General features: G+C 45.0%; 21 protein-coding genes. 13 read left to right on the top strand and 8 right to left on the bottom strand.

Annotation, left to right across the window (positions count from 1 at the left end; genetic code table 11):
* Positions 1 to 416: 416 nt before the first annotated feature.
* Positions 417 to 1,790, bottom strand: a complete 1,374-nt coding sequence (locus tag QVA83_RS05035) for a class II fumarate hydratase (RefSeq protein ID WP_287498200.1) — start codon at positions 1,788 to 1,790, stop codon at positions 417 to 419.
* A gap of 153 nt (positions 1,791 to 1,943) precedes the next feature.
* The gene (locus QVA83_RS05030; protein ID WP_014980170.1) at positions 1,944 to 2,282 is read right to left on the bottom strand and encodes a hypothetical protein; all 339 of its coding nucleotides are present in this window, start codon (positions 2,280 to 2,282) and stop codon (positions 1,944 to 1,946) included.
* A gap of 190 nt (positions 2,283 to 2,472) precedes the next feature.
* Here QVA83_RS05030 and azu point away from each other — a divergent pair, with 190 nt between their 5' ends.
* Positions 2,473 to 2,922 (top strand): azurin, encoded by a 450-nt coding sequence (azu, locus tag QVA83_RS05025; RefSeq protein ID WP_287498199.1) that lies wholly within the window; start codon positions 2,473 to 2,475, stop codon positions 2,920 to 2,922.
* Positions 2,923 to 3,124: 202 nt separating this feature from the next.
* On the top strand, positions 3,125 to 4,234 hold the full coding sequence (locus tag QVA83_RS05020) for a putative manganese transporter (RefSeq protein ID WP_287498198.1): 1,110 nt from the start codon (positions 3,125 to 3,127) through the stop codon (positions 4,232 to 4,234).
* A gap of 58 nt (positions 4,235 to 4,292) precedes the next feature.
* Here QVA83_RS05020 and QVA83_RS05015 read toward each other — a convergent pair whose 3' ends face one another.
* Complete coding sequence (locus QVA83_RS05015; protein ID WP_287498197.1) at positions 4,293 to 5,000, bottom strand: DUF6776 family protein; 708 nt, start codon at positions 4,998 to 5,000, stop codon at positions 4,293 to 4,295.
* A gap of 106 nt (positions 5,001 to 5,106) precedes the next feature.
* Between QVA83_RS05015 and QVA83_RS05010 the strand changes: the two genes are divergently transcribed.
* The 3 genes from QVA83_RS05010 (at position 5,107) to QVA83_RS05000 (ending at position 7,601) form a co-directional block, all read left to right on the top strand.
* On the top strand, positions 5,107 to 6,783 hold the full coding sequence (locus QVA83_RS05010; RefSeq protein WP_039235311.1) for a chloride channel protein: 1,677 nt from the start codon (positions 5,107 to 5,109) through the stop codon (positions 6,781 to 6,783).
* A 1-nt stretch (position 6,784) separates the two neighbouring features.
* Positions 6,785 to 7,213 (top strand): CopD family protein, encoded by a 429-nt coding sequence (locus QVA83_RS05005; protein WP_014950581.1) that lies wholly within the window; start codon positions 6,785 to 6,787, stop codon positions 7,211 to 7,213.
* A gap of 196 nt (positions 7,214 to 7,409) precedes the next feature.
* Positions 7,410 to 7,601, top strand: coding sequence for a hypothetical protein (locus tag QVA83_RS05000; protein WP_014950582.1), 192 nt, complete (start codon positions 7,410 to 7,412; stop codon positions 7,599 to 7,601).
* A 60-nt stretch (positions 7,602 to 7,661) separates the two neighbouring features.
* Here the strand turns inward: QVA83_RS05000 and QVA83_RS04995 are convergent, their stop codons facing one another.
* A complete protein-coding gene (locus QVA83_RS04995) occupies positions 7,662 to 8,363 on the bottom strand; it encodes a UPF0149 family protein (RefSeq protein WP_287498196.1) in 702 nt (233 codons plus the stop codon).
* Between the two features lie 253 nt (positions 8,364 to 8,616).
* Here QVA83_RS04995 and QVA83_RS04990 point away from each other — a divergent pair, with 253 nt between their 5' ends.
* The gene (locus QVA83_RS04990; RefSeq protein ID WP_014950584.1) at positions 8,617 to 9,813 is read left to right on the top strand and encodes an Nramp family divalent metal transporter; all 1,197 of its coding nucleotides are present in this window, start codon (positions 8,617 to 8,619) and stop codon (positions 9,811 to 9,813) included.
* Between the two features lie 185 nt (positions 9,814 to 9,998).
* Here the strand turns inward: QVA83_RS04990 and QVA83_RS04985 are convergent, their stop codons facing one another.
* The 3 genes from QVA83_RS04985 to typA form a co-directional block, all read right to left on the bottom strand.
* Positions 9,999 to 11,174, bottom strand: coding sequence for a MalY/PatB family protein (locus tag QVA83_RS04985; protein WP_014950585.1), 1,176 nt, complete (start codon positions 11,172 to 11,174; stop codon positions 9,999 to 10,001).
* A gap of 263 nt (positions 11,175 to 11,437) precedes the next feature.
* On the bottom strand, positions 11,438 to 11,815 hold the full coding sequence (locus QVA83_RS04980; RefSeq protein WP_287498195.1) for a response regulator: 378 nt from the start codon (positions 11,813 to 11,815) through the stop codon (positions 11,438 to 11,440).
* A 361-nt stretch (positions 11,816 to 12,176) separates the two neighbouring features.
* Positions 12,177 to 14,009: a translational GTPase TypA gene (gene typA, locus QVA83_RS04975; protein ID WP_014950587.1), complete on the bottom strand. Its 1,833-nt coding sequence runs from the start codon at positions 14,007 to 14,009 to the stop codon at positions 12,177 to 12,179.
* A gap of 457 nt (positions 14,010 to 14,466) precedes the next feature.
* Here typA and glnA point away from each other — a divergent pair, with 457 nt between their 5' ends.
* The 4 genes from glnA (at position 14,467) to glnG (ending at position 19,357) form a co-directional block, all read left to right on the top strand.
* Positions 14,467 to 15,876, top strand: coding sequence for a glutamate--ammonia ligase (gene glnA, locus QVA83_RS04970; RefSeq protein ID WP_014950588.1), 1,410 nt, complete (start codon positions 14,467 to 14,469; stop codon positions 15,874 to 15,876).
* A 239-nt stretch (positions 15,877 to 16,115) separates the two neighbouring features.
* Complete coding sequence (locus tag QVA83_RS04965; protein WP_502711454.1) at positions 16,116 to 16,742, top strand: DUF4124 domain-containing protein; 627 nt, start codon at positions 16,116 to 16,118, stop codon at positions 16,740 to 16,742.
* A 130-nt stretch (positions 16,743 to 16,872) separates the two neighbouring features.
* Positions 16,873 to 17,958 carry a nitrogen regulation protein NR(II) gene (glnL, locus tag QVA83_RS04960; RefSeq protein WP_014950590.1) on the top strand — a complete coding sequence of 362 codons (1,086 nt, stop codon included), beginning with the start codon at positions 16,873 to 16,875 and terminating at the stop codon, positions 17,956 to 17,958.
* A complete protein-coding gene (glnG, locus tag QVA83_RS04955) occupies positions 17,948 to 19,357 on the top strand; it encodes a nitrogen regulation protein NR(I) (RefSeq protein WP_014977284.1) in 1,410 nt (469 codons plus the stop codon). Before glnL ends, glnG begins: the two co-directional genes overlap by 11 nt.
* Positions 19,358 to 19,419: 62 nt before the next feature.
* Here glnG and QVA83_RS04950 read toward each other — a convergent pair whose 3' ends face one another.
* Positions 19,420 to 20,559 carry an HD-GYP domain-containing protein gene (locus tag QVA83_RS04950; RefSeq protein ID WP_287498193.1) on the bottom strand — a complete coding sequence of 380 codons (1,140 nt, stop codon included), beginning with the start codon at positions 20,557 to 20,559 and terminating at the stop codon, positions 19,420 to 19,422.
* A gap of 205 nt (positions 20,560 to 20,764) precedes the next feature.
* On the opposite strand from QVA83_RS04950, the gene QVA83_RS04945 reads away from it, so the two are divergent.
* From QVA83_RS04945 to QVA83_RS04935, 3 genes are all read left to right on the top strand, one after another.
* Positions 20,765 to 21,490, top strand: coding sequence for a 1-acylglycerol-3-phosphate O-acyltransferase (locus tag QVA83_RS04945; RefSeq protein WP_287498192.1), 726 nt, complete (start codon positions 20,765 to 20,767; stop codon positions 21,488 to 21,490).
* Between the two features lie 32 nt (positions 21,491 to 21,522).
* A complete protein-coding gene (gene rraB / locus QVA83_RS04940; protein ID WP_287498191.1) occupies positions 21,523 to 21,921 on the top strand; it encodes a ribonuclease E inhibitor RraB in 399 nt (132 codons plus the stop codon).
* A gap of 116 nt (positions 21,922 to 22,037) precedes the next feature.
* A partial coding sequence (locus QVA83_RS04935) for a choice-of-anchor H family protein (RefSeq protein ID WP_287498190.1) occupies positions 22,038 to 22,828 on the top strand: 791 nt, incomplete at its 3' end.

The following is a 22,828-nucleotide window of genomic DNA, read 5'->3' as shown; positions in this document are numbered from 1 at the left end:
CTATTACTTCTAACACAATACTGGTGAGCGTAGTGCCCTTCATGCGAAAGCAAGTTTCTGTCATTTTTTCTTCCCGAAAAGGCGTCACTTTCCTCATAGCAATTAGCCATGACAATAAGCAAAACCTATTAGCGCTAGTGTTTGTTGCTGTCTTACGCAGCTATACAATTTATTTATTGCGTCACTGTATCAAAAATCCCGTTCGCATACAGCAACTGTATACCGGTTAAAACACGTTTTACCCTGATAATAACCCTAGAACAAGCCAAGAACGTGCCAATCGCTGAGCAGTTTTCAATCAAGTCTGAATTGTAAAAGCACTAGGTGAGCCATATTGATTTTCATCCGCCTCTTTCAAAACAAAAAAGTGCGATCGTAGATCGCACTTTTTTTTCATATTGGTTTTCTCACGGCGTTTAAGACGTGATGAGTTTTTTAGGGTCTAGTAATGATTCTAGCTCGCCTCTGGGAATATCTGTCATGGCTTCGGCCACATCTATAACGGGCTTGTTTTCTTTGTAAGCGGCTTTTGCGATTTCCGCGGCTTTTGCATAGCCAATAACAGGATTAAGTGCAGTGACAAGTACAGGGTTTCTGTAAAGCGCAGCTTCAATGTTATCTTGATTTACAGTAAAGCCCTCAATCGCCTGCTCGCCGATTAGCGTCGCACTGTTGGTCATTAGCGACAGACTTGAAAGCAAATTGCTGGCAATCATTGGTAGCATTACATTTAACTCAAAATTCCCAGACTGCCCACCTACAGTAATCGCCGTATCGTTACCTATTACCTGCGCTGAAGCCATCGCTACTGCTTCTGGAATAACCGGGTTTACCTTGCCGGGCATAATTGATGAACCTGGCTGCAGCGCAGGCAGCGCAATCTCACCTAAGCCAGCCAAAGGCCCAGAATTCATCCAGCGCAAGTCATTAGCAATTTTCATAAGGGTGACAGCCAGACTTTTTGTCGCACCGGAAAGCGTCACTGCTGTGTCTTGAGAGCCAATCAATGCAAAGAAATTATCAGCGGGCTTAAACCCAATGTCGGTCAGCTCCCCTAGTGCATCTGAAAATGTCGTAGCAAAATCCGCATGGGCGTTTACACCTGTTCCCACCGCAGTGCCTCCTTGGGCAAGGGTTTGAATAGCTGGCTGCACAGCGCGCAGGGTTTTAACCTGCTGCTTGAGCTGAGAAGCCCAAGCCAGTAAGCTTTGATCCATGCCTACAGGCATCGCATCCATGAGATGAGTGCGTCCGGTTTTGCAGTATTGCGCTACCGACTTTGCTTTAACTTCAATAGTACGAACTAAACGTTCAACGGCTGGTATAAGCTCGTTTGACAATGCAATAGCCGCGCTAACGTGAATGGTGGTAGGGATCACATCATTTGAACTTTGCCCGTAATTTACATGATCATTCGGATGAACCTCTTCGCTAGAATAACGAGAGGCTAAGCGAGCAATGACCTCGTTGGCGTTCATGTTTGTGCTGGTGCCTGAACCAGTCTGAAATATATCAACGGGAAAATGCTGCATCACATCATCAAGTGCCAACAGCTCATCACAGGCTTTAACTATCGCTTGACCGCGATCTTTATCCAGCACTTTGAGTTTCATGTTGGCTTGTGCTGCGGCTTTTTTTACTGTAATCAACGCGCGTACGAAGGCTTCCGGCATGCGCTGCCCGCTTACAGGGAAGTTTTGAATGGCACGCTGAGTTTGCGCGCCGTAGAGTGCATTTTCGGGGACCTGTAGCTCGCCCATACTGTCGCGTTCTGTGCGTGTTGCTGTCATGACTCGTATCCTTGTGTTGATATAGCTAGTTTTTCGGCGTGGTTGCCACGCTTTTATCAGAATCCTATTAGGGCTAGTGGCATTAGAAAACTAGGCCCTAGTAAGTGAATTATAAAAAATGGTGCACTAGCGCTTGCAGACCTTTGCTGTACATCAAAGATCAACAGGCTCTCTAGTGTTCATGTCTATTTTTATTCTCGCAAGCGCAATTCGATCACTCTCGTTACACGCGTAGCGCTCAGCTTTAAGTAACGGCTTGTACAAATGCTCTAAACAACTATGCCGCCATTGCTGACTGACCTGCGGATCGCACAGGGTTTCATAAAGCACCTCAACCGCATTTTTATAGATAGAAAATTTGTCTCTATCACTTGGCAATAAGTTGGCAACGAAAGTTACGCCATCTAGATAGTTTCTTAAAAGCGTTGAGTTCAGCTCATTGTCGTTGTATCCAAATCGAACGTGTTGAACTGCATTTCGTATCGAAGACATGTGCATCCCTTGTGCGTGAAAAAACAAAAAAGCTCGATGTACATAAAAGCGCTTTCTTTATACACCACTCAATATAAATGATAATCGTTAGCATTTACAATGATCCAGTGCTATTCTTTTTCGTAAAGAAAATTGAATCTTCCAATTCCACCGATAGGTGAAGTTAACCAAAATTCAAAGGACATTATTTATGATCAAGAAGTTACTTGGTGGCACAGCCCTTTTTCTTATGGCCTCTGGTGCATTTGCTAACGAATGCGAAGTGACTGTGGAATCAAACGACGCCATGCAATTCAATACGTCGAACGTTGTTATCCCGGCGAGTTGTAACGAGTTTACCGTGACTTTAAAGCACACAGGTCAGTTACCTAAACAAGCCATGGGCCATAACTGGGTGATGACAACAAAAGCCAACGGACAAGCAGTGGCAACAGACGGTATGAGTGCGGGTTTAGACAACAATTACGTTAAGCCAGACGATGAGCGCGTAATTGGCGCGACTGACATTATTGGCGGCGGTGAACAAACTTCAACGACCTTTTCTGTTGAAGGGTTAAGCAAAGATGAAGAATACATGTTTTTCTGCTCGTTCCCTGGTCACATCGGCATCATGAAAGGCACAGTTACGCTTTCGAGCTAAGGCGTTGCGAAAACTAGGCGTGCTTAACTAGGCACGCCTTAAACATGGATAACAATAGGTCGAGGGTGTAGTTGTAATGGATACGGCGTCTCACACATCAAAAAGCGCTAAGGCGGTGGTCCGGTATAAACACTTACCTTCTTTTACTAGCGCCCTATTAAGAAACGTTTTTTTTCCTCACTTAACCAATAAACGGCTGTTGATGCCGCTGTTTATAGCCATTCTTCTTACTTATAACAGCACCCGTGCGGTTACTTTATCGGTGTTGTCAGATGCATTTTTTCAAGTGGCAGCGTTTGTATATGCATCGCTTGCGCTTTATTACGTCGCCACGTTGCGCGTTTCGGCCGAAGCCATTGGTAATTATATGAAAGCGCACCCTGTGCATGAGGTAGGATTATCTGCTCTACTTGGTGCTCTGCCAGGCTGCGGTGGTGCTATCATCGTTGTCACTCAGTACACGCGAGGTGTGACAAGCTTTGGAGCCGTGGTAGCAGTGCTAACCAGCACTATGGGCGATGCCGCATTTCTGTTACTCGCCCAAGCACCGTTAGATGCCTTAACCGTAATGGCCGTCAGCGTCACGGTGGGTGCAATGACGGGGCTAGTGGTCAATGAATTTCATAATTACCAGGCTCCTGAAGCCGATGGTGCGCTCCAACAATCGCAAAACTGTGATAAACCCAAAACAGTAAGCCACAAAGCCATATCATTTTCTAAAGTATTCTGGATGATTGCGAGCTTACCCTCGTTGGCGATTGCGCTTGGTTTGGCCTTTCAACTTCCCGTACACAGTTACCTTGCTATCAGTGAAAGTACACTAACGCTGATTGGTGCCGCGTTATGTATTTCGAGCCTTGGACTATGGTCTTTGTGTGGTTCGGGAAGCGGATACGCTTCGATTACGAAAGAGGATTTAATTCCGCCTCCGCCTAAATGGCAAGAGAAAGCCGCACTAGACACACAGTTTGTATTGGCATGGGTAGTACTCGCGTTTCTTATGTTCGAGCTGTCTGTTGTCTGGTTTGGGCTAGACATTGCAGGGCTGCTTCAATCCATGGGCCCCGGCTTAGTTGGCCTGGCGATCATCATCGGGTTCTTACCTGGTTGCGGTCCGCAGATATTGGTAACCAGCTTATACCTTAATGGCGCAGTTCCGTTTTCAGCACAACTTGGCAATGCAATAAGTAATGACGGCGACGCGTTGTTTCCCGCCATTGCGCTCTCACCCAAAGCAGCGCTTATTGCCACAGTGTACTCTGCTATTCCTGCATTTCTTGTGGGTTATGGCTACTGGTATTTGTTTGAATAAAGCTTTCGATGCGTTAAAAGGTTGAATTAACGGATAGGCTAGCGCTGCCCCACAGCGATTACTCTATTTCGACAGAAAGCGCTTCATTCCACGGCACGCTTATCTCATAGTTGCCTTTACGGGTTTTGTATTGATAGACCGTTGTAGAAAAACTAATGGTTTCGGGATTTATATCTTCCTCAATAGTGAGAGTTACGTTAACGGCTTGGAAAAAGCGAAAGCGATATTTGATATCTTCTGCCAGCAGGCTCGATTCGCCCGATTTCAGCGTGATCACTTCACCGTTTCGCTGACCGACTACGGCAATATCTAAACTGCCATTTATCACTGCTTTTTGCTGTTTAGACTGCAGCAGAACCAACCTAAGTTGATAGGTATTGTCACTTAACTTAAAAACTTCTACCCCTTCAATGGCAAAACCTTCGTCGGTTTTCTCAGGCGCCACGACGCGTTCATAGAAACTCAATAATTCCTGTTGCGCCTCTAGTTCTTTTTTCTGTTCGCCTAATGTATTGGTAATGCTCTCTGTCTCGAGCGTGGCAAGCTCCATGGCGACTTCCAGCTGATTCACTTTGGTAGTAAGCGAATGATTTTCTTCAGACAAAATAGCAATAGTTTCTTGCTGAGCCTGTACTTTCTTGCTGTCACCTTCGTCAATAATTCGCGCTAGCTTATAGCCGAACCCAACCATGGCAAACATAATAAGCGCCACTAACAGTGTCCACTTGTAGTTGCCTAAAACTTCTTTTAACTGATCTGTCGTCATGATATCTACATCAACAAAAAACACCGTGCGCTAAGGCGCTCTAAACATTATGAATTTTAGGTGTTTATGGTAAGCTTCTTTTTACGTTAATCTACTGTACCACAACATGCGCTTGCAGGCTTTAAGAGAGGAAGTAGCTCATCCACGCACATCCATTCAGTTGTGCATGCTGGGCATTGTAGGGGGAACCTGCGCGGCGCTTATCATTATACTGTTTCGGCTGTGCGTAGAATGGCTACAAGAAACAGGCGTTTCGTCGCTTCAGTCGGTGCTTACCTATGACTGGTTGGTTTGGCTTATCATGCCATTTATCAGTGTAGGGTTAATTCTATTTATCGCCTTTCTTACGGGCTTCAAGCACTACCGTTTAGGTATTCCCTTCGTTATTCATCGAGTGAAGTACTATTACGGTCATATTCCATTTAGAACCACCATTAACCAGTTCTTTGGGGGCATGCTAGCCCTGGCCGGCGGTTTCGTTGTTGGTCGAGAAGGCCCTTCCGTTCATTTAGGCGCGTCAGGCAGTAGTTTCTTAGGGCAATGGCTTCGCTTGCCCTACAACAGTATTCGAATACTTGCAGGCTGCGGCATTGCGGCAGGGATATCGGCATCATTCAACACCCCGTTTGCTGCCGTAATATTCGTGATGGAAGTGGTACTTAGGGAATACAAAATACATATTTTTGTTCCTGTCATGCTGGCTGCTGCCTGTGGCTCTGTGCTCACTCGCATTGTATTTGGAGAAGTAAACGAGCTTTCGTTTTTATCGTTTAATGCATTTAGCCAGTGGATGTATTTTTACTTGGTGCTACTAGGCATTCTGTTAGGCATGCTGGCCGTTTTATTCAATAGCCAGCTTATGCGGGTGATGACGTGGTTCAGGCCAGTTTCCATGGTGTGGCGTTTAATACTTGCTGCGCTAATTACCGGTACCATTGGTATGTTTATACCTGAAGCCCTTGGCGCCAACTTTATCGATGTTGAGCACTTATTTGATAGCTCCCCCGGCGCGCTGCTGTTGGTTTCTACTTTGGTGTTTAAAGTTATCTTGGCGGTTTTTGCTATTGGCCTCGGTATTCCAGGAGGGATCATTGGCCCTGTGATGGTTATTGGCATGCTTGCTGGCGCCGTACTTTTATTGCCACTGTCGTACTTTATTGACGTACCCGAATTTACCAACAGCTTTGCCCTGTTAGGCATAGCAGGCATGTTGACCGCAGTATTGCACGCGCCTCTTGCAGCGCTTTCCGCGGTTATGGAACTATCGTACAGCCCGCAAATTATTCTACCAGCCATGTTGGTAATTGTGCCTGCTTACGTGACTTCTACGCAGTTCTTTGGCAACCGCTCTATTTTCATACGCCAGCTTGATTATCAAAATCTCCCTTACGCTATCTCGTCTATTCGTGAAGCACTTGAGAAAACGGGCGTACTTGCAGCGATGAATACCGAGTACAAGCTATTTCACGATGCGCCGGAGCAAGCGTTAATTAACTACTTAGAAAGCGATCCAACAAAAATTGTCATTCAGAAGTTAAAATTTGAAATAGATGTGCAGTATAAGCTGGTCCAATACAATGTGAGTTTGGAACACGATGCAACAGCGTTAAACTATTACGAAATGGAAGGTATTAGCGCGCAGTCTACGCTGCACGAAGTATACGAACACCTTAAAAACTCGCGCTCTGGCGCAGTTTATATTTACGATCAGGAGCTAAACGATATTATTGGCGTAGTAACGTGGAATATCTTACAAAGCTTCTTACAAAAGGCTCATTATTAGTATGTACATTTTATGGTTTAAAGCGCTGCACATCTTTTTCATGCTGGCTTGGATGGCAGGACTTTTCTATTTACCGCGACTTTTCGTGTATCACGCGACAACGAAATCTCAAGTGGTAAAAGACGAATTTAAGGTCATGGAGCGCCGCCTGTGGTTCTTTGTTACTCCATTCGCCTTGTTAACTCTGGCATTCGGCGTTGCGCTTATTGTCAGCTATGGTGGAACTTGGTTTAAAATGTCGGGGTGGCTTCATATAAAGTTGCTGCTGCTTCTTGCTATTTACGGCTATCACTTCTATTTGTTTAAGTTAATGAAGCAATTTGCACGCGACGAAAATAGACACTCTCCGCGCTTTTATCGCTTTTTAAATGAAGCGCCGGTGCTTATCATTCTCGCCATCGTTTGCCTGGCTGTGGTAAAACCTTTATAAAAGTTTAAGCCAAACTAAATAGTAAAGGCGCACGTACAAAATTATTGAAAAGTCAGTACTCAAGGAACCAGTACTGCTGTGTAGTGTGAGAAGTAATTTTAAGCTTGTTGTTGAGAGTGTTGTAAGCATTGCACATAGTCGCCCAGAACCTGCTGTTTCTCGGGTTTAACAAATTGTTTTTATCGGAATGCTATACATGGATGACAGTAATCAACACCTCAAGCATTTGCTCAAACAGACAGACATTGCCTTTAAGGCGCTTATGAGGGAGCCTGCTTCACGGCTTCTTAACGAGCAATACGAAAAGGCGAAGCTTGAATTAGACAGCTATACCGCTTCGCTTAAACACACGTTGAATCAACGGCATCAACAACAAAGACAGCGCTAATTTTGAATTAGCGTTTTTGTTTTTTGCTTCTCCTGCAGCTCCCAGTTATCAAGTTTTCCCCTAGGTTACTTTGTTGAAGGTTTCAAATTGATTGGGTAACGCGCCTGCTAGCTCCCCTGACAACTTAGTGTAATCTGCCAGCACCGAAGGAAGCTGTTTAACAAGCATGTTTATATTACTTTCAAGCTGAGCAGCTTGTTTGTCGTTTCTGTAAGACAAAGCTAATTCAATATTAGCAAGCGTTGAGAAAAGCTTTAAACATCGAGACAGGCGAGCTTCTGCAGGTTCTGTTTTCTCAGGCTCGTTATCGTCACAGTCTTTCTTGTTCGCCTTACTTTTTTCTAAATGCTTTTCCCAATGGTTCCACGCATTTTGCCACACAGGTTCTAATTGCTTGTGCACGTGTAAAAGCCCATTTAGCCAGCTTTCGAGTTCTTTCGAAGGCCTCGTCGTTCCTTGCACCTCTATCGCAACGTTCAATTCACTAGGCATGGGCGACTTTTCCTGACGCATAAAATCCAAATGCGCCCGCAGGCCATTCATTAATGTATCAGCAAGCTTATCTACATCTTTGTCTACAAGGTGGCTGTCACTAGACTGTATGAGCCACGGCATCCACTGTTCGGGCATGGGAATTTCAGGCGCGGAAGCAACGGCAAAGATCATTCCATCTACATAATAAGCATTCGGAAGCACATTCTCGAAATTGGGAAGCGAAACAATATCGCTGATTGTGTTAATTGGAAACCCATCTTTCACCATTACCATCCTATTTTAATTTGCGTTCTCTTTTATGAAACGGTAGTCTGCGCGGCCACTTTGTAGAGGGCATGTTTTGTAACCTTTTATCTACCCAAAATAATGGGAAATAAGGTAAAGAGTAAACAACAAACTTCTACACTGGGTACGCGACAATAGGTTTAAAACCAATCTGTTACTGTATTGGTTTAGCGGTACTGTTGCGTGCTCGCCTACCTATTGTCATGATAGCAAAACTTAACTAAGAGTCGTTGCAATGGCAAAAGATAAATCAGGATACATCATCGCGGCCGCCTTTATTGGCCCTGGAACAGTAACTACGGCAAGTCTGGCAGGTGCAAACTTTGGCTTTCACCTAGTATGGGCGCTCCTTTTCTCCATATTCGCAACCATAGTATTGCAAGACATGGCAGCGCGTTTAGGTGTGGCCAGCGGCCAAGGCCTAGCCAGTGCAATGAAAAACATGGCTTACAAGCCATGGCTAAAGAATCTTTTTATCGTGCTTATTGTCAGTGCTATCGGCATTGGCAACGCAGCCTATGAATCGGGCAACCTAACCGGCGCTGCAATCGGGCTAGACGCATTTATCAGTATAGGCATTGGCCCCTGGGCCAGTATTTTGGGCACGATCGCTATAGTTTTACTCTGGTCGGGCAGCTACAAGTGGATAGAGACAGTACTGGTTTATCTCGTCTTTATTATGGCTGGCGTATTTCTTATCACGCTGTTGGTAGCCAAACCTGATATCGCCGCGATGTTTAGTCAGTTAATGTCTCCGCGGCTGGACGCTGACGCCATTACCACGGTGCTGGCGCTTATTGGTACCACCATCGTGCCTTACAACTTGTTTCTTCACGCGAGCCTAGTTGCAAAATCATCGAAAGGCCAAGATAAACAAGACGCGGTCGTTGCGTGCCGAAACCAGTCTGCTAGAGCTATTAGTATGGGTGGGCTTATTACGCTTATCGTAATGGCAACAGCAATGATGGCGTTCTTCAATCAAGCTGCCACTATGGACGCTTCAAACATGGGCGAACAGCTTAAACCGGTTTTAGGTGACAAAGCTCAGTGGTTCTTTGCACTAGGGTTATTCGCCGCAGGCTTAACCAGTGCTATCACTGCGCCGCTAGCAGCCGCTTATGCGGTAACAGGAGCACTAGGGCTTTCTGACGATATGCAAAGCAAGAGCTTTAAAGCGGTATGGTTTATCATCATTGTAGTGGGTGTCAGCGTTGCAGCACTTGGCTTTAAGCCCCTACCCGCCATCTTGTTTGCTCAAGCGACTAATGCTCTTTTACTGCCAATTATTGCCATATTCCTATTGGTCGTTATGAATAAAAGCACCGCACTGGGTGAATTTAGAAACACATGGAAAAGTAACCTGGCAGGCTTTCTAGTAGTGGGTACTGTGATTGGTTTAGGCCTGTATAAACTAATCGGCGTATTTAGCTAGCTGCAAAAATGGTAAAAATGGGGTCAGAGTAATTTAATCCCTTTGTATGTCGTTGTAGCGTGCACTTGAAGATAGCAATGAAATTACGTGACTAACAAACTAACTGCATATGAGAAGGGCCAAAGTAATACTTTGGCCCTTTTTAATAGAAAGCGTAGCTGCAAAAAGTACTCTGACCCCTATTTTTAGCTGGCGAGGCGTTGCAGAATATCTTGGAGCATCGCTTTGCTGCAGCCAAAGTTAATTCTGAAATGGTCCGCCTTGTGAAAATCGATGCCTGGTGACGGACCTACGCCTTTCTCTTCGGCCCACTGCTGGACGTTCTCTACACCTAGTCCACTGGCGTCTACCCACGCAAGGAACGTCGCATCGGCTTTGAGCATTTTAAGCCCGTCAATGCTGTTTACTGTGTTGAACACCATATCTCTGTTTTCACGCAAGTAGGTAAGTTGCTGCTGATGCCACTCGTCACATTGAGTGAATGCTGCTTCTGTAGCCGCTAAGCCCAATACAGTAACCCAAGGTACGATGCCCGCTGCGGCATTGGTAAATGCCTGGCGTAATTGGCGATTAGGGATGATGGCAAAAGACGTTCCCAAACCAGCAATATTAAATGTTTTACTGGCAGCCATTAGCGTAACGCTATTTTCAGCAAGGTTCGACTCGCGGCCCGCCGGTATGTGCTGCTTGCCTTCTTCTAGAATAAGGTCGCAGTGGATTTCATCAGAACATAGCTTAACGTTGTTCGCGTTACAGATCTCAGCAATGCGATCTAATTCAGCTTTAGTAAGCACCGAACCTACCGGGTTCATTGGGTTACAAAGAATAAACAGCTTACATTTAGGATCAGCCGCTTCTCTTTCTAATGCTTCAAAATCTAACGTATAGCGCGCACCTTCAACACTCGAGATAGTTTCAGAACTCGTGCCGTCGTCATTTTGCACTACCGTACCTATATCTACCCGTTCGAGACCATTTAGTTTTGGGGCAGCCAGTAGAGGCGGATAATTGGGTGTTTGAATAAGTACTTTATCACCGGGTTCACAATAGGCTTTACACGCTACGTTAAACGCTGGCACAACGCCTGGTGTCCACACTAGCCACTCGGGTTGAATTTCCCAATTATGCTTATCTTTAAGCCATCTCACTACAGCCTGAATAGCGCCTTCGTGATGTGCAGGCAGTATGTAACCCATGTTGCCATGCTCAACCTGACCCGAAATGGCGTCTAGAATTGGCTGCGCGCAACGAAACTCAGTATCGGCAACCCACGCAGGAATGATGTCTTTCCCTTTGTACTTTTGCCATTTAAACGAAAATGTGTCTTTTCTGGGAGGGGTATTATCGAATAAGGCGCTCACATTACATCCTGTTGCATAAAAACTTATGCCAACAGTGTAGAATTTTAGCGCCTCATAAACTAGGGGCGTGAGATGAATTAACCCGAATTTTCTATATCGAAATGTACTTTAATAGAGATAAATTAACACGTTAAAGCCAAAGGTAAATTGCGCTTTGCTGTCCTAACCTGTTTTACATTGTCATCGTTAACCACGAAGTAGATTTTTGGCCCGCATGCACACCTTTAGCGTGCGATGCATAAAATGAAATACAACCTTCAAGCTTAGCTAGCCTGCGACACCGCCTCTCTCGATTTTTGAACTAGCTCTTCCATATTGAGTGGCTTAGCAAGGAAACCGGTAACCTGAAGCTTACGCGCTTCTATCACTAACTCTTTGTTAGGGTCGGCAGTGATGAGTAAAAATGGAACGTCCAAACCCGAAGACTGGCAGGTTTTTAGAAGACTTAGTCCATCATAATCCGGCATTACTTGGTCACTGATGATCAAGCTGATAGAATCTGCGGTTTGTTGCAGCAAAAAATCCCTTGCAAATTTACTACGTGTAAATGGATACACGGTGGCGTCTAACTGCGTTTCCAACGCGTCAGTAATAAGGTCAAGCGTGATAGGATCATCTTCAACTACTGCTACAGAAAACACTACCCTTCCCCTTTTTTTTAGGTCATTAGCCGTAAATATTACAACGACTTAGCTCACGTGTTAAGACGTCAGTTTATTGTACCAATCCGCATAGATAAATGCTCGCTGGGTATTGACCTATGCGGACTGATATTTTCAAGCATAGAATCTCTGAACGCTTTTGACCACTAACCTTTGGTCGATATTTAAACTTTTTCTAACGTTTTAGTGATAATGCTAGAAAGCAGCTTTTTTGATGGGAAGCGGCGGTGTGTAAGTTGAGACACGATTTAAAAGATTGCAGGCCAAACTCATCGGCAAAATGGAAAAAAATGCCAGCTGGCGCTGGCATTTTCAAAATCAATGTAAGTCTTAGAAGCTATTAAGACTTAGGTGCACGTGATGCACGCTTACGCTCGTTTTCTGTAAGAAGCTTCTTACGAATACGGATAGATTCAGGCGTTACTTCTACTAGTTCGTCGTCATCGATGAACTCAAGCGCTTGCTCAAGTGACATTCTGATAGGCGGAACAAGTGTTTGCGCTTCATCAGTTCCCGATGCACGAACGTTAGTAAGCTGCTTACCTTTAAGCGCGTTAACAGTAAGGTCGTTGTCACGGCTGTGAATACCGATAACCATACCTTCGTACACTTCAACACCGTGACCGATGAATAGGCGACCGCGTTCTTGAAGGTTAAACAGGGCGTTAGTTAGTGCTTTACCGTTTGCATTAGCGATTAGAACACCGTTCTTACGCTTACCAATGATACCGCCTTTGTACGGACCATAGTGATCGAACGTGTGATATAGCAAGCCAGAACCCGACGTTAACGTCATGAACTCTGTTTGAAAACCAATTAGGCCACGGCTTGGAATGATAAAGTCGATACGTACACGACCTTTACCATCTGGAGACATGTCAGTCATTTCTGCTTTACGCAGACCAAGCTGTTCCATGATTGAACCCTGGTGCTGTTCTTCACAGTCAATAGTCAAGGTTTCGTATGGTTCTTGCGTTGCGCCGTCAACTTCTTTCAGAATTACTTCTGGACGCGACACTGCAAGCTCATAACCTTCACGACGCATGTTTTCGATAAGAATACCTAGGTGAAGTTCACCACGACCAGATACGCGGAACTTGTCCGGATCAGGCATTTCTTCAACGCGCAGTGCAACGTTGTGTACTAGTTCATCTTTAAGGCGCTCTAGAATGTTACGTGACGTTACATACTTACCTTCTTTACCTGCAAACGGCGAGGTGTTTACCTGGAACGTCATGGTTACTGTAGGCTCGTCAACCGTAAGTGGAGGAAGTGCTTCTACAGTGTTGATGTCACAAATGGTGTCAGAGATCTTAAGTTCGCCAAGACCTGTGATTGCAATGATGTCGCCCGCGTGAGCAGATTCAACTTCGTGACGAGCAAGGCCAAGGTAGCCGTAAACTAAGCCAACTTTGCCGTTGCGCTTTTTGCCATCAGCAGTAACGACCGTTACTTGTTGGTTTGGCTTAACAGAACCACGCTTAACACGACCTACGCCGATAACACCCACGTATGAGTTGTAGTCAAGCTGAGAAATCTGCATTTGGAATGCGCCGTCGATATCTGCATCAGGAGGAGAAACTTGGTCAACGATAGTTTGGAACAATGCCGTCATATCGTCTTCTTTAGTATCTGCATCTAGTGATGCCCAACCGTTAAGTGCAGACGCATAAACAACTTGGAAATCTAGCTGTTCGTCAGTTGCACCTAGGTTGTCGAATAGGTCGAAAACTTGATCCATAACCCAGTCAGGACGCGCACCAGGCTTGTCGATTTTGTTGATAACAACAATTGGCTTAAGACCTTGAGCAAATGCCTTTTGCGTAACGAAACGGGTTTGTGGCATCGGGCCTTCTTGTGCATCTACAAGTAGAAGTACAGAGTCAGCCATCGACATTACACGCTCTACTTCACCACCGAAGTCAGCGTGTCCTGGAGTGTCTACGATGTTGATACGGTAGTCGTTCCAGTTAATCGCTGTGTTCTTAGCTAGGATGGTAATGCCACGTTCTTTCTCGATGTCGTTCGAGTCCATTACGCGCTCTTCTTGCTCGCCTCGAGATTCAAGGGTGCCAGACTGCTGTAACAGTTTGTCTACCAGGGTGGTCTTACCGTGGTCAACGTGGGCGATGATTGCGATGTTACGCAATTTATTAATATCAGTGGTATTCATGCTTATATAGAGCCTGTGTAAATCAACGTCTACTTCAATTCAGTGGAAAGGAGTATGCGTTAGATTTGTTGCAAAAAAATGCAGATAGAAAAATTTGCGCGGATTGTACAGAAAAACCACGACGTTTGCGCATCTTTTTTTTGATGGAAACGAGTTTTATTGGTTTTCAAACGCTTGTTCAACAAATAACCAGCCCCGTTGCACCTAATTGATCATATTTGGTGGCTATACGCTACAAAGTAATCTAGGCTGATTGACGTACAAATGAGCACAAAACGCCATATTGGTGCAACATTGCACCAATATAATGCAATTTAATTCAAACGGAAGTGATAGATGCCCGTCTATGCCACAGAAATCGGTATACATATAGATGGCATGATAATCGCTTTCACTTTTGCCACTGTTGGAGTGAAGCTGATCATTCCGCATTTTTACATTAAACCTGGAGGACACGATGTCAGTAGAAAAGGCATTAGAGCTGATTAAAGAAAGTGAAGCGAAGTTTGTAGATTTACGTTTTACCGATACAAAGGGTAAAGAACAACACGTATCTATTCCTGCGAGCGTTGTTGATGAAGAGTTTTTCGAAGAAGGTAAAATGTTCGATGGTTCTTCAATCGCTGGCTGGAAAGGCATCAACGAATCAGACATGGTTCTTCTTCCAGACGCAACAAGCTGCGTAGTTGACCCTTTCGCTGAAGAGACACAAGTAAACATCCGTTGTGACATCGTTGAACCTTCAACAATGGAAGGTTATGAGCGTGACCCTCGTTCAGTTGCTCGTCGTGCAGAAGAATTCCTAAAATCAACTGGCATCGGTGACACATGTTTCTTCGGCCCAGAGCCAGAGTTTTTCCTTTTTGATGACGTACGCTTCCACACTGACATGGCGGGTTCTTTCTACAAGATTGACTCTTCTGAAGCAAAGTGGAACTCTGGCGAAGAGTTTGAAGGCGGCAACATGGCACACCGCCCTGGCGTTAAAGGCGGTTACTTCCCAGTACCACCAGTGGACTCTGCTCACGATATCCGTGCTGCAATGTGTCTAGTTATGGAAGAGATGGGCCTTGTTATCGAAGCGCACCACCACGAAGTTGCAACTGCTGGCCAAAACGAAATTGCTTGCCAATTCAATACGCTAGTTAAGAAAGCTGACGAAATTCAAGTTTACAAGTATGTTGTTCACAACGTTGCACACGCATACGGTCAAACAGCTACCTTTATGCCTAAGCCGCTTGTTGGCGATAATGGTTCTGGTATGCACTGTCACCAATCTATCTCTAAAGATGGCGTAAACATCTTTGCTGGTGACAAGTACGCAGGTCTTTCTGAGGAAGCACTTTACTACATTGGTGGTATCATCAAGCACGCGCGCGCAATCAACGCGTTTGCTAACGCTTCTACTAACTCATACAAGCGTCTAGTTCCTGGATTCGAAGCACCGGTAATGCTTGCATACTCTGCACGTAACCGTTCTGCATCTATTCGTATTCCTCACGTAACTAGCGATAAAGCACGTCGTATTGAAGTACGTTTCCCTGACCCAACAGCTAACCCATACCTAGCGTTCACTGCTATGCTTATGGCGGGTATCGACGGTATTAAGAACAAGATCCACCCTGGTGATTCAATGGATAAAGACTTGTACGACCTACCGCCAGAAGAAGCTGCTGAAATTCCAACAGTTGCAAGCTCGCTAGAAATGGCACTTGAAGCTCTTGATAACGACCGTGACTTCCTTAAAGCTGGTGGCGTTATGACTGACGACATGATTGATGCATACATCGATCTTAAGTCTGAAGAAGTAACGAAACTTAACATGACTACTCACCCTGTTGAGTTCGACATGTACTACAGCGTGTAATTTCGCACTGTATAGCAATTTATACTAAAGCCCGCTCTGCGGGCTTTTTTTATGCGTACGATTTATCTACTATGTTTTTATAGCTATGCTAATGAATACTCTTTCATGCTGTATCAACTGCGCACAGGGCTTTGCCCGCTTGCATCTGCATACAACTAGAAAGGTTATCCATAAGCCAAACATAGCAAGCTATATGAATTAGCCAGCTAGCCAAAACCACATTGATTAGGTAACGACACGTGCACTACATGACGCGACACATTTGCTTAATTTCGCTATTACTAAGTAGCGGCAATGGCTTACTGCCTGTGCAAGCGGAAATGCTGAGCCAAGAAAGTACCCAGCAAGAAGCACAAGAAAGCGAAACCGGACAAAGCAGCAATGCAACATCAGCCGCAGCTACCTTTCCAATGACCATATACAAGGTGGTAGGTAAAGACGGCTCTGTGACTTACACCGACAAGCCGCAGCAAAACGCAGAACCCCTAGCTTTCGATGTAAAAACGCAAAACGTAGTAACCGCGGCAAAGGTTACCCCACCTCCCCCTGCGAAGCCGGCTGCCCCCAAGCCCAACTATCGCGTAGTCATTAAGTCACCTGCACCAGAAGCGACAATTCGCAATAACTTGGGTGAATTCACTATTTCTGCCGCACAACCTGGTGCACCCAAAGCGCCAATCTACCGATTAATCTTTGACGACGCCCCATTAGCTAGCAATAGTTCAGGCGTCTTTAAGCTTACTGGTATCCATCGTGGGGCACATACTTATAAAGTTGAACTCACGAACAATACGGGCAAGACTCTTGCATCGTCTCCATTACAAACCCTTTACCTGCATCAGGCATCGGCGTTAATTAATAACTAATAGCGTGCAACCACTGTTATGTATGCGCACCATAGAGGTTCAGTGAACATTTCTTCTTGAGCTCTTTATTCGCGCAACGCATCATTGCAAGCTACAATGCACAATTATGGTGCAAAGGAGACGAGCTCGGATGCATTCCACCGAGTTAGAAACACAACAGCTAATCAATAGCCTAAATACCGCACTGGTAATGGTAGACAACAAACTTACGATTGTTTATGCCAACCACGCTGGTGAAGCTTTGTTTGAGACTGGATTAAAACAACTTATTGGGCATCCACTTCAAGATTTTTTCTTGCCGGGCACAATAGAAACCACCCGACTTAAAGCTGCCATCAGAAAAGGTGAAGATTTCACCGAAAACGAAATTAAGTTGGCTTTTCGAGATAACCGCTATGTATCTGCCGACCTAACCGTTACCAACTTGCACTTCGAAGACGGCCCACGACTGCTATTTGAAGTTAAAAAGATTGACCAGCAAAAGCGAATTTCTCGAGAAACTTTACAAAACGCGCAGCATTACGCAGCACGGGAATTGGTTCGCGGCCTTGCACACGAAATCAAAAATCCTCTTGGTGGTATTCGCGGTGCAGCACAGCTATTAGAAAAAGAGCTGATTGACGAGCATAAAGAATTTACAAGCATGATCATTGAGCAGTCTGACCGTCTGCGAAACTTAGTTGATCGATTGCTTGGACCAAATTCACTACCTCGATTTGAAGAAAGCAACGTGCATCAAGCGCTTGAAAAAATACGCAGCTTAATGCGCTTTGACTCAGACAATCCCATTACCATAGTTCGCGACTATGACCCCAGCATTCCACCGCTTATGTTAGACCCTGACATGATTCAGCAAGCGGTGCTCAATATTGTGCGCAACAGCGTTCAGGCATTAACCGAGAGCCAAACCCCCAACCCACAAATTAGGTTAATTACGCGAATAGAGCGCCAAATGACAATTCAAACGAAGCGTCACGCGCTGGTAGCTAAAATAAAAATTATTGATAACGGCCCGGGTATTCCGGCTGAAGTAAAAGACACACTTTTCTACCCCATGGTCACAAGCAAGCAAAATGGCTCTGGGTTGGGTTTGTCTATTTCACAGACCCTTATAAACCACCACGGCGGCAAAATAGATGTAGATAGCTACCCTGGTCACACTGAGTTCGTAATTTACATACCAATAGATCGTAAGGAGACAGACGATGACGAATGAGTCTGTGTGGATTGTCGATGATGACAGTTCTATTCGTTGGGTGCTGCAAAAGGCCTTACAAGCAGCAGATATCAGTTGCTTAAGTTTTGAAAACCCAGAAGATTTATTGCTTCAACTTCAAAGCGGCCAAGCCCCTGAAGTCATCATTTCAGACATAAGAATGCCACAAATGGACGGCATGACGTTACTGAACGAAGTGCATGCCTCGCACCCTATGCTCCCCGTTATCATTATGACGGCGCATTCGGATTTAGACAGCGCAGTTAACGCATATCAAAAAGGCGCCTTTGAATATTTGCCAAAGCCATTTGATATCGACGAGGCAGTAACCTTAACCCAGCGGGCGCTGGCACATGCTAGAGAGCAGTCCACCGTATCTAAAGCGCAAGTTGAAGACGTAGTAACGGAAATTATTGGCGAAGCACCTGCCATGCAGGAAGTGTTTCGTGCCATAGGTCGTTTGTCTCGCTCTTCAATTAGCGTGCTAATTAACGGGCAATCAGGAACGGGTAAAGAACTTGTGGCGCACGCCCTTCATAGGCACAGCCCAAGAGCAAGTAAACCTTTCATCGCCCTTAATATGGCCGCCATTCCTGCCGACCTTGTAGAATCAGAACTATTTGGCCATGAGAAGGGCGCATTTACCGGAGCCCAGGCAGCTCGTCAAGGCCGCTTCGAACAAGCCGACGGCGGAACATTGTTCTTAGATGAAATAGGCGATATGCCGTTAGATGTACAAACCCGCCTTTTACGTGTGCTTGCAGACGGCCAGTTTTATCGTGTCGGTGGCCATCAATCAGTGAGTGTGGACGTACGCATCATCGCTGCAACTCACCAGAATTTAGAACAAAGGGTTGCTGAAGGTAAGTTTAGGGAAGATTTGTTCCACCGCTTAAACGTTATCCGAGTGCACCTTCCTTCACTTAACGAGCGCCGCGAAGATATTCCATTACTAACCCGTCATTTCTTGCGCCGAGCAGCCAAAGAACTTGATGTAGAAGCTAAAAGCATATCGAAAGACGCTGAGCGCGTAATGTCTCAGCTACCATGGCCTGGAAACGTAAGGCAGCTAGAAAACGTGTGTCGCTGGTTAACGGTAATGGCGAGTGGTCAAGAAGTGCTGCCCAGCGATCTGCCACCGGAAATTCACAGCGATAGCAGTATCGAAAAACCTAGCGCTGAATCGGGTGAATGGCCAGATTTGTTGGCAAGCTGGACCGATAAACAGCTTCGCGACGGCCATCACAATATTCTTAACGACGCGATGCTGACGTTTGAGCGTATTATGCTTGAGCGAGCACTTCAGCACACTCATGGCCACAAACAAGATGCGGCTAAACGCTTGGGTTGGGGAAGAAATACCCTAACAAGAAAGTTAAAAGAATTAGGCGTGAACTAACCCTAGTGATTACGCCGTAAGCTAGCAGGGAACTCACTGCTAGCTTATAAGCGGCTTGCGACCTAATGTCCTTTCGTCAGTAGCGCCGTCATTCCCTGATTGAAATGCCTTACCCACTTCATACTAAACTGGCCTTTGGCGCTTCGATTTATTTCTATCACCGCCTCTTTTTTAGAAAGTACGTTATCTTCATTGTGCGCTCTTGGGTGTGTCATTGCATCGTAGGTATCAATAATGGCAAGTAACTTCGCACCTTCACAGATATCGTCTTCTTTTAGCCCCAATGGATAACCTGTTCCATCAGTGCGTTCATGGTGCTGCATCACAATTTTGCGCGCCATATCCCATTGATCTAGGTGCTCTAACAAACGGGCACTTTTATACACATGAGAGCGCATAAGATTAAATTCGATATCGCTTAGCGCATCGCCTTTGTGCAGAAGCTTCAATGGCATGAAGGCCATTCCGAAGTCATGTACATAGCTGGCTACGGCAAGCTGATCTTCGTCGATAGGGTTTTCGGCCACATCGTTAATATACATAGCGAGTTTGGCAATGCGATCACCACGACCAGACCAGTAGTTAGAGCGGCGTTCAATGGTTTGCATTAAGTCGCGGAAAAATAGAATATCTTGCTTCTTTTCACTACTAATATCTTTAGGGATACCTGTAGCCGCTAACGTAGGGGGCTTTATCTGAACGTTTTGTGGGTCGTCTTCATCCGCAACAATATCTAACGCTGGGTTAAGTAATAAGACCGCTTCGGTAAGGCGTTTTTCATGCTCAGCAGTATTTTCAGGTGTCACACGACCGATAGCTAAAACCAGCTGATTGTGAAGATTGTCATCGTACTCGGCTTTGCCATTGGCCATTACAGCCTCTACAAAGGCTTTTACTCTGTCCATAGTAAGCAATACCAAGTCACTCATAGTACTTGTGTAGGCCACCTGCCCTTTGCGCAAATAATCTAGCAAGTCCTCTACATGCTGCAAAAGCGGGATCATGGGAGAGAAGTTAACCAGGCCTAAATCACCTTTAATGGTGTGGATTGAGCGAAACAGAGCACGCTGCAATTCGTTGTCTTCCGGACGAAGCTCTAATTCAATCAAGGTTTGTTCACTTGATTCATAGAGTTCGTTTATTTCCTCCATAAGGTCAGCAAGAATATCTTCTTCTAGGTCGTCTGGAGTAAATGTCTGCATATAGTGGTTACCGAGTTAGGTTCGATTGCGCTTTTTATTATTGTAATTGGGTATCGGCAAAATTTCCTCATACTAAAGGTGAGAAACATAGCCACTTTTCCAACTTATTGCTCAACTATACCTTCCGCACTGTAAAAACTCATCGGACAAGTGTACGCTGAAACTTCATCTATACTGCGCGCGTCAATTGTATCTAGGAGTTGTTTTGATCGCTTTATTCCGCATTCCGGCACTTTTTATCGCCTTTTTACTCATTAACATCGTTTTGCTGATTGTTTGTATCGTACGGCCTTTTCACAAAGATAACGTACATATTGCGGGTAGTATGTATTCGATGATGGCTAGGATCATAGGTCTTAAAATTATTATAAAAAAAGATCCTGCGGTTAAAATAAACGAACCCTACGTTTTCATTGCCAATCACCAAAACAGTTTCGACGTTATCACTATCTGTAAAGCTGCTCTGCATGGCGTTGTAACCATTGGCAAAAAGAGCTTAAAGTGGATCCCTATTTTCGGCCAAATCTATTGGTTGTCAGGCAATATCATGATTGATAGAAAGAATTCCGGTAAAGCCCGTAATACACTCGATATTGCTGCAAAACGCATTGCGAAAAAGAAAACGTCGGTATGGCTATTCCCAGAAGGTACACGAAGCTATGGCAGAGGCATATTACCTTTTAAGCAAGGCGCGTTTCGCCTAGCTAAGACCACCAACGAACCGGTTGTTATGGTAACCGCCAGCAATTTGCACAATAAAGTAAAATGGAACCGTTGGAATAACGGCATTGTGCTTATTGATATTGCTGCCCCTCAGGCCTTGAACGAGGACAAGACAATTAAAGAGTGGATGGTGCATTTTAACGATGAAATGAAACAAAAGTTTGATGCGCTTAATACACAGGTCGATGAACTGGAAAAAAGCAGGTAAACTTGCGTCAAAATTGCTAACGAGTGTTTATTATGACCCAGTTCGATGAAAGAGAAGAGTGGTACGAGTTTAACCAAGAAACTATTGATGCCCTTCTAGAAGACGGCAGCCAAGCCGATGCCGACTATACCATTGAGTACCACTTCGCCAGCACTGACTTCGACGTGCTAGAAAAGGCAGCTGTTGATGCGTTTAAAGCTGGTTTTGAAGTCACCGACGCAGAAGAGCTTATTCTTGATGATGGCGAAACCATTTTCTGCTTCGACGCAGTTGCAGAGCGAAAGCTAGATATTGAAAAGCTTAATGCGGACTCTGACACCTTGCTTAAAATTGCCGACAAGCATGATGTAACCTACGACGGTTGGGGTACTTACTTCGAGCCGCGTGAAGAAGGTGAATACGAAGAAGAAGATCACTACTTCGACGACTGATCTCTAAGGCACCCTCACCGCTTTAACTGAGAAGGCGTTAATTTCCCCTTCAGCTTTTGTTCATCTTTTTCCGTCAACAATGACACTGTCATTATCGATTGGAAAAGGATGGACAGATGAAAAAGCTACTTTTCTCACTTACTACATATTCTGCTATTGCAACATTACAGCTTGCGCTTATGTCACCTGTGCATGCCAGTACCGAAAATAGCGCACAAAACAAAAACGTTACCTCTAACGAATACCGTTACGACAAACCATTTGTTGCCGCTGAATCGCTGCTGCCTAAAACCTCAGGTGCATTGACAAGCGAAGAAACAATCTCTCAATCTGTTGATGACGTTGAGACTAATCAACAGTCCCTTCCCAAGGCGGGTAAGCATCAACAGCATTTAGCCGTGAGTAAGTCCTCTAGCGATATCGTAGTCAGCAGTATTAATGAGTTTTGGATTTATGAAAGCTGGGTAACACTTGAGCAAGACATTGATTACGATGGTTATCACTCTACGTTTTCGATTGAGTTTGACGCCGACACCATTTTCACTCGCGCGCCAGTATACGCGGTCTTGTATTTGGGCAAAAACGACGTGTACGAGTCTATTCACGTGTCGTCTGAATTTTACATTTACTCAGAAGACTCAACAGATACCTTTACCATTGAAAGCACATTAGTTTCTGGCTATCCGCCGGGTGAGTACGACATTCTATTAGAGCTTTATGATGCAGATACCGAAATGCTTGTGGCGTATACCGATGCCTATGATGACAGTGCACTCGCCTATCTTCCCCTTGAAAGTGAAAATAATGAATATGTGGTTGAAGATACGGTAGTCATAGTAGAAGAGCATGGCGGAGCATGGTCTTTACTCCCACTGTGTCTATTAGGTGGCATTGTACTTGTTAGACG

Origin of the sequence: Alteromonas sp. AO-Serp (assembly GCF_017849675.1) — a bacterium.
Classification (GTDB): domain Bacteria; phylum Pseudomonadota; class Gammaproteobacteria; order Enterobacterales; family Alteromonadaceae; genus Alteromonas; species Alteromonas macleodii.
The sequence above is the reverse complement of the archived record's forward strand: the minus strand, read 5'-3'. Positions and strand labels throughout refer to the sequence as shown.

Excerpts from the sequence above, each read along its gene's own strand:
- QVA83_RS05035 (WP_287498200.1), bottom strand. The coding sequence starts at position 1,790 with ATGACAGCAACACGCACAGAACGCGACAGTATGGGCGAGCTACAGGTC.
- QVA83_RS05030 (WP_014980170.1), bottom strand. The coding sequence starts at position 2,282 with ATGTCTTCGATACGAAATGCAGTTCAACACGTTCGATTTGGATACAAC.
- azu (WP_287498199.1), top strand. The coding sequence starts at position 2,473 with ATGATCAAGAAGTTACTTGGTGGCACAGCCCTTTTTCTTATGGCCTCT.
- QVA83_RS05020 (WP_287498198.1), top strand. The coding sequence starts at position 3,125 with ATGCCGCTGTTTATAGCCATTCTTCTTACTTATAACAGCACCCGTGCG.
- QVA83_RS05015 (WP_287498197.1), bottom strand. The coding sequence starts at position 5,000 with ATGACGACAGATCAGTTAAAAGAAGTTTTAGGCAACTACAAGTGGACA.
- QVA83_RS05010 (WP_039235311.1), top strand. The coding sequence starts at position 5,107 with ATGCGCTTGCAGGCTTTAAGAGAGGAAGTAGCTCATCCACGCACATCC.
- QVA83_RS05005 (WP_014950581.1), top strand. The coding sequence starts at position 6,785 with ATGTACATTTTATGGTTTAAAGCGCTGCACATCTTTTTCATGCTGGCT.
- QVA83_RS05000 (WP_014950582.1), top strand. The coding sequence starts at position 7,410 with ATGGATGACAGTAATCAACACCTCAAGCATTTGCTCAAACAGACAGAC.
- QVA83_RS04995 (WP_287498196.1), bottom strand. The coding sequence starts at position 8,363 with ATGGTGAAAGATGGGTTTCCAATTAACACAATCAGCGATATTGTTTCG.
- QVA83_RS04990 (WP_014950584.1), top strand. The coding sequence starts at position 8,617 with ATGGCAAAAGATAAATCAGGATACATCATCGCGGCCGCCTTTATTGGC.
- typA (WP_014950587.1), bottom strand. The coding sequence starts at position 14,009 with ATGAATACCACTGATATTAATAAATTGCGTAACATCGCAATCATCGCC.
- glnA (WP_014950588.1), top strand. The coding sequence starts at position 14,467 with ATGTCAGTAGAAAAGGCATTAGAGCTGATTAAAGAAAGTGAAGCGAAG.
- glnL (WP_014950590.1), top strand. The coding sequence starts at position 16,873 with ATGCATTCCACCGAGTTAGAAACACAACAGCTAATCAATAGCCTAAAT.
- glnG (WP_014977284.1), top strand. The coding sequence starts at position 17,948 with ATGACGAATGAGTCTGTGTGGATTGTCGATGATGACAGTTCTATTCGT.
- QVA83_RS04950 (WP_287498193.1), bottom strand. The coding sequence starts at position 20,559 with ATGCAGACATTTACTCCAGACGACCTAGAAGAAGATATTCTTGCTGAC.
- rraB (WP_287498191.1), top strand. The coding sequence starts at position 21,523 with ATGACCCAGTTCGATGAAAGAGAAGAGTGGTACGAGTTTAACCAAGAA.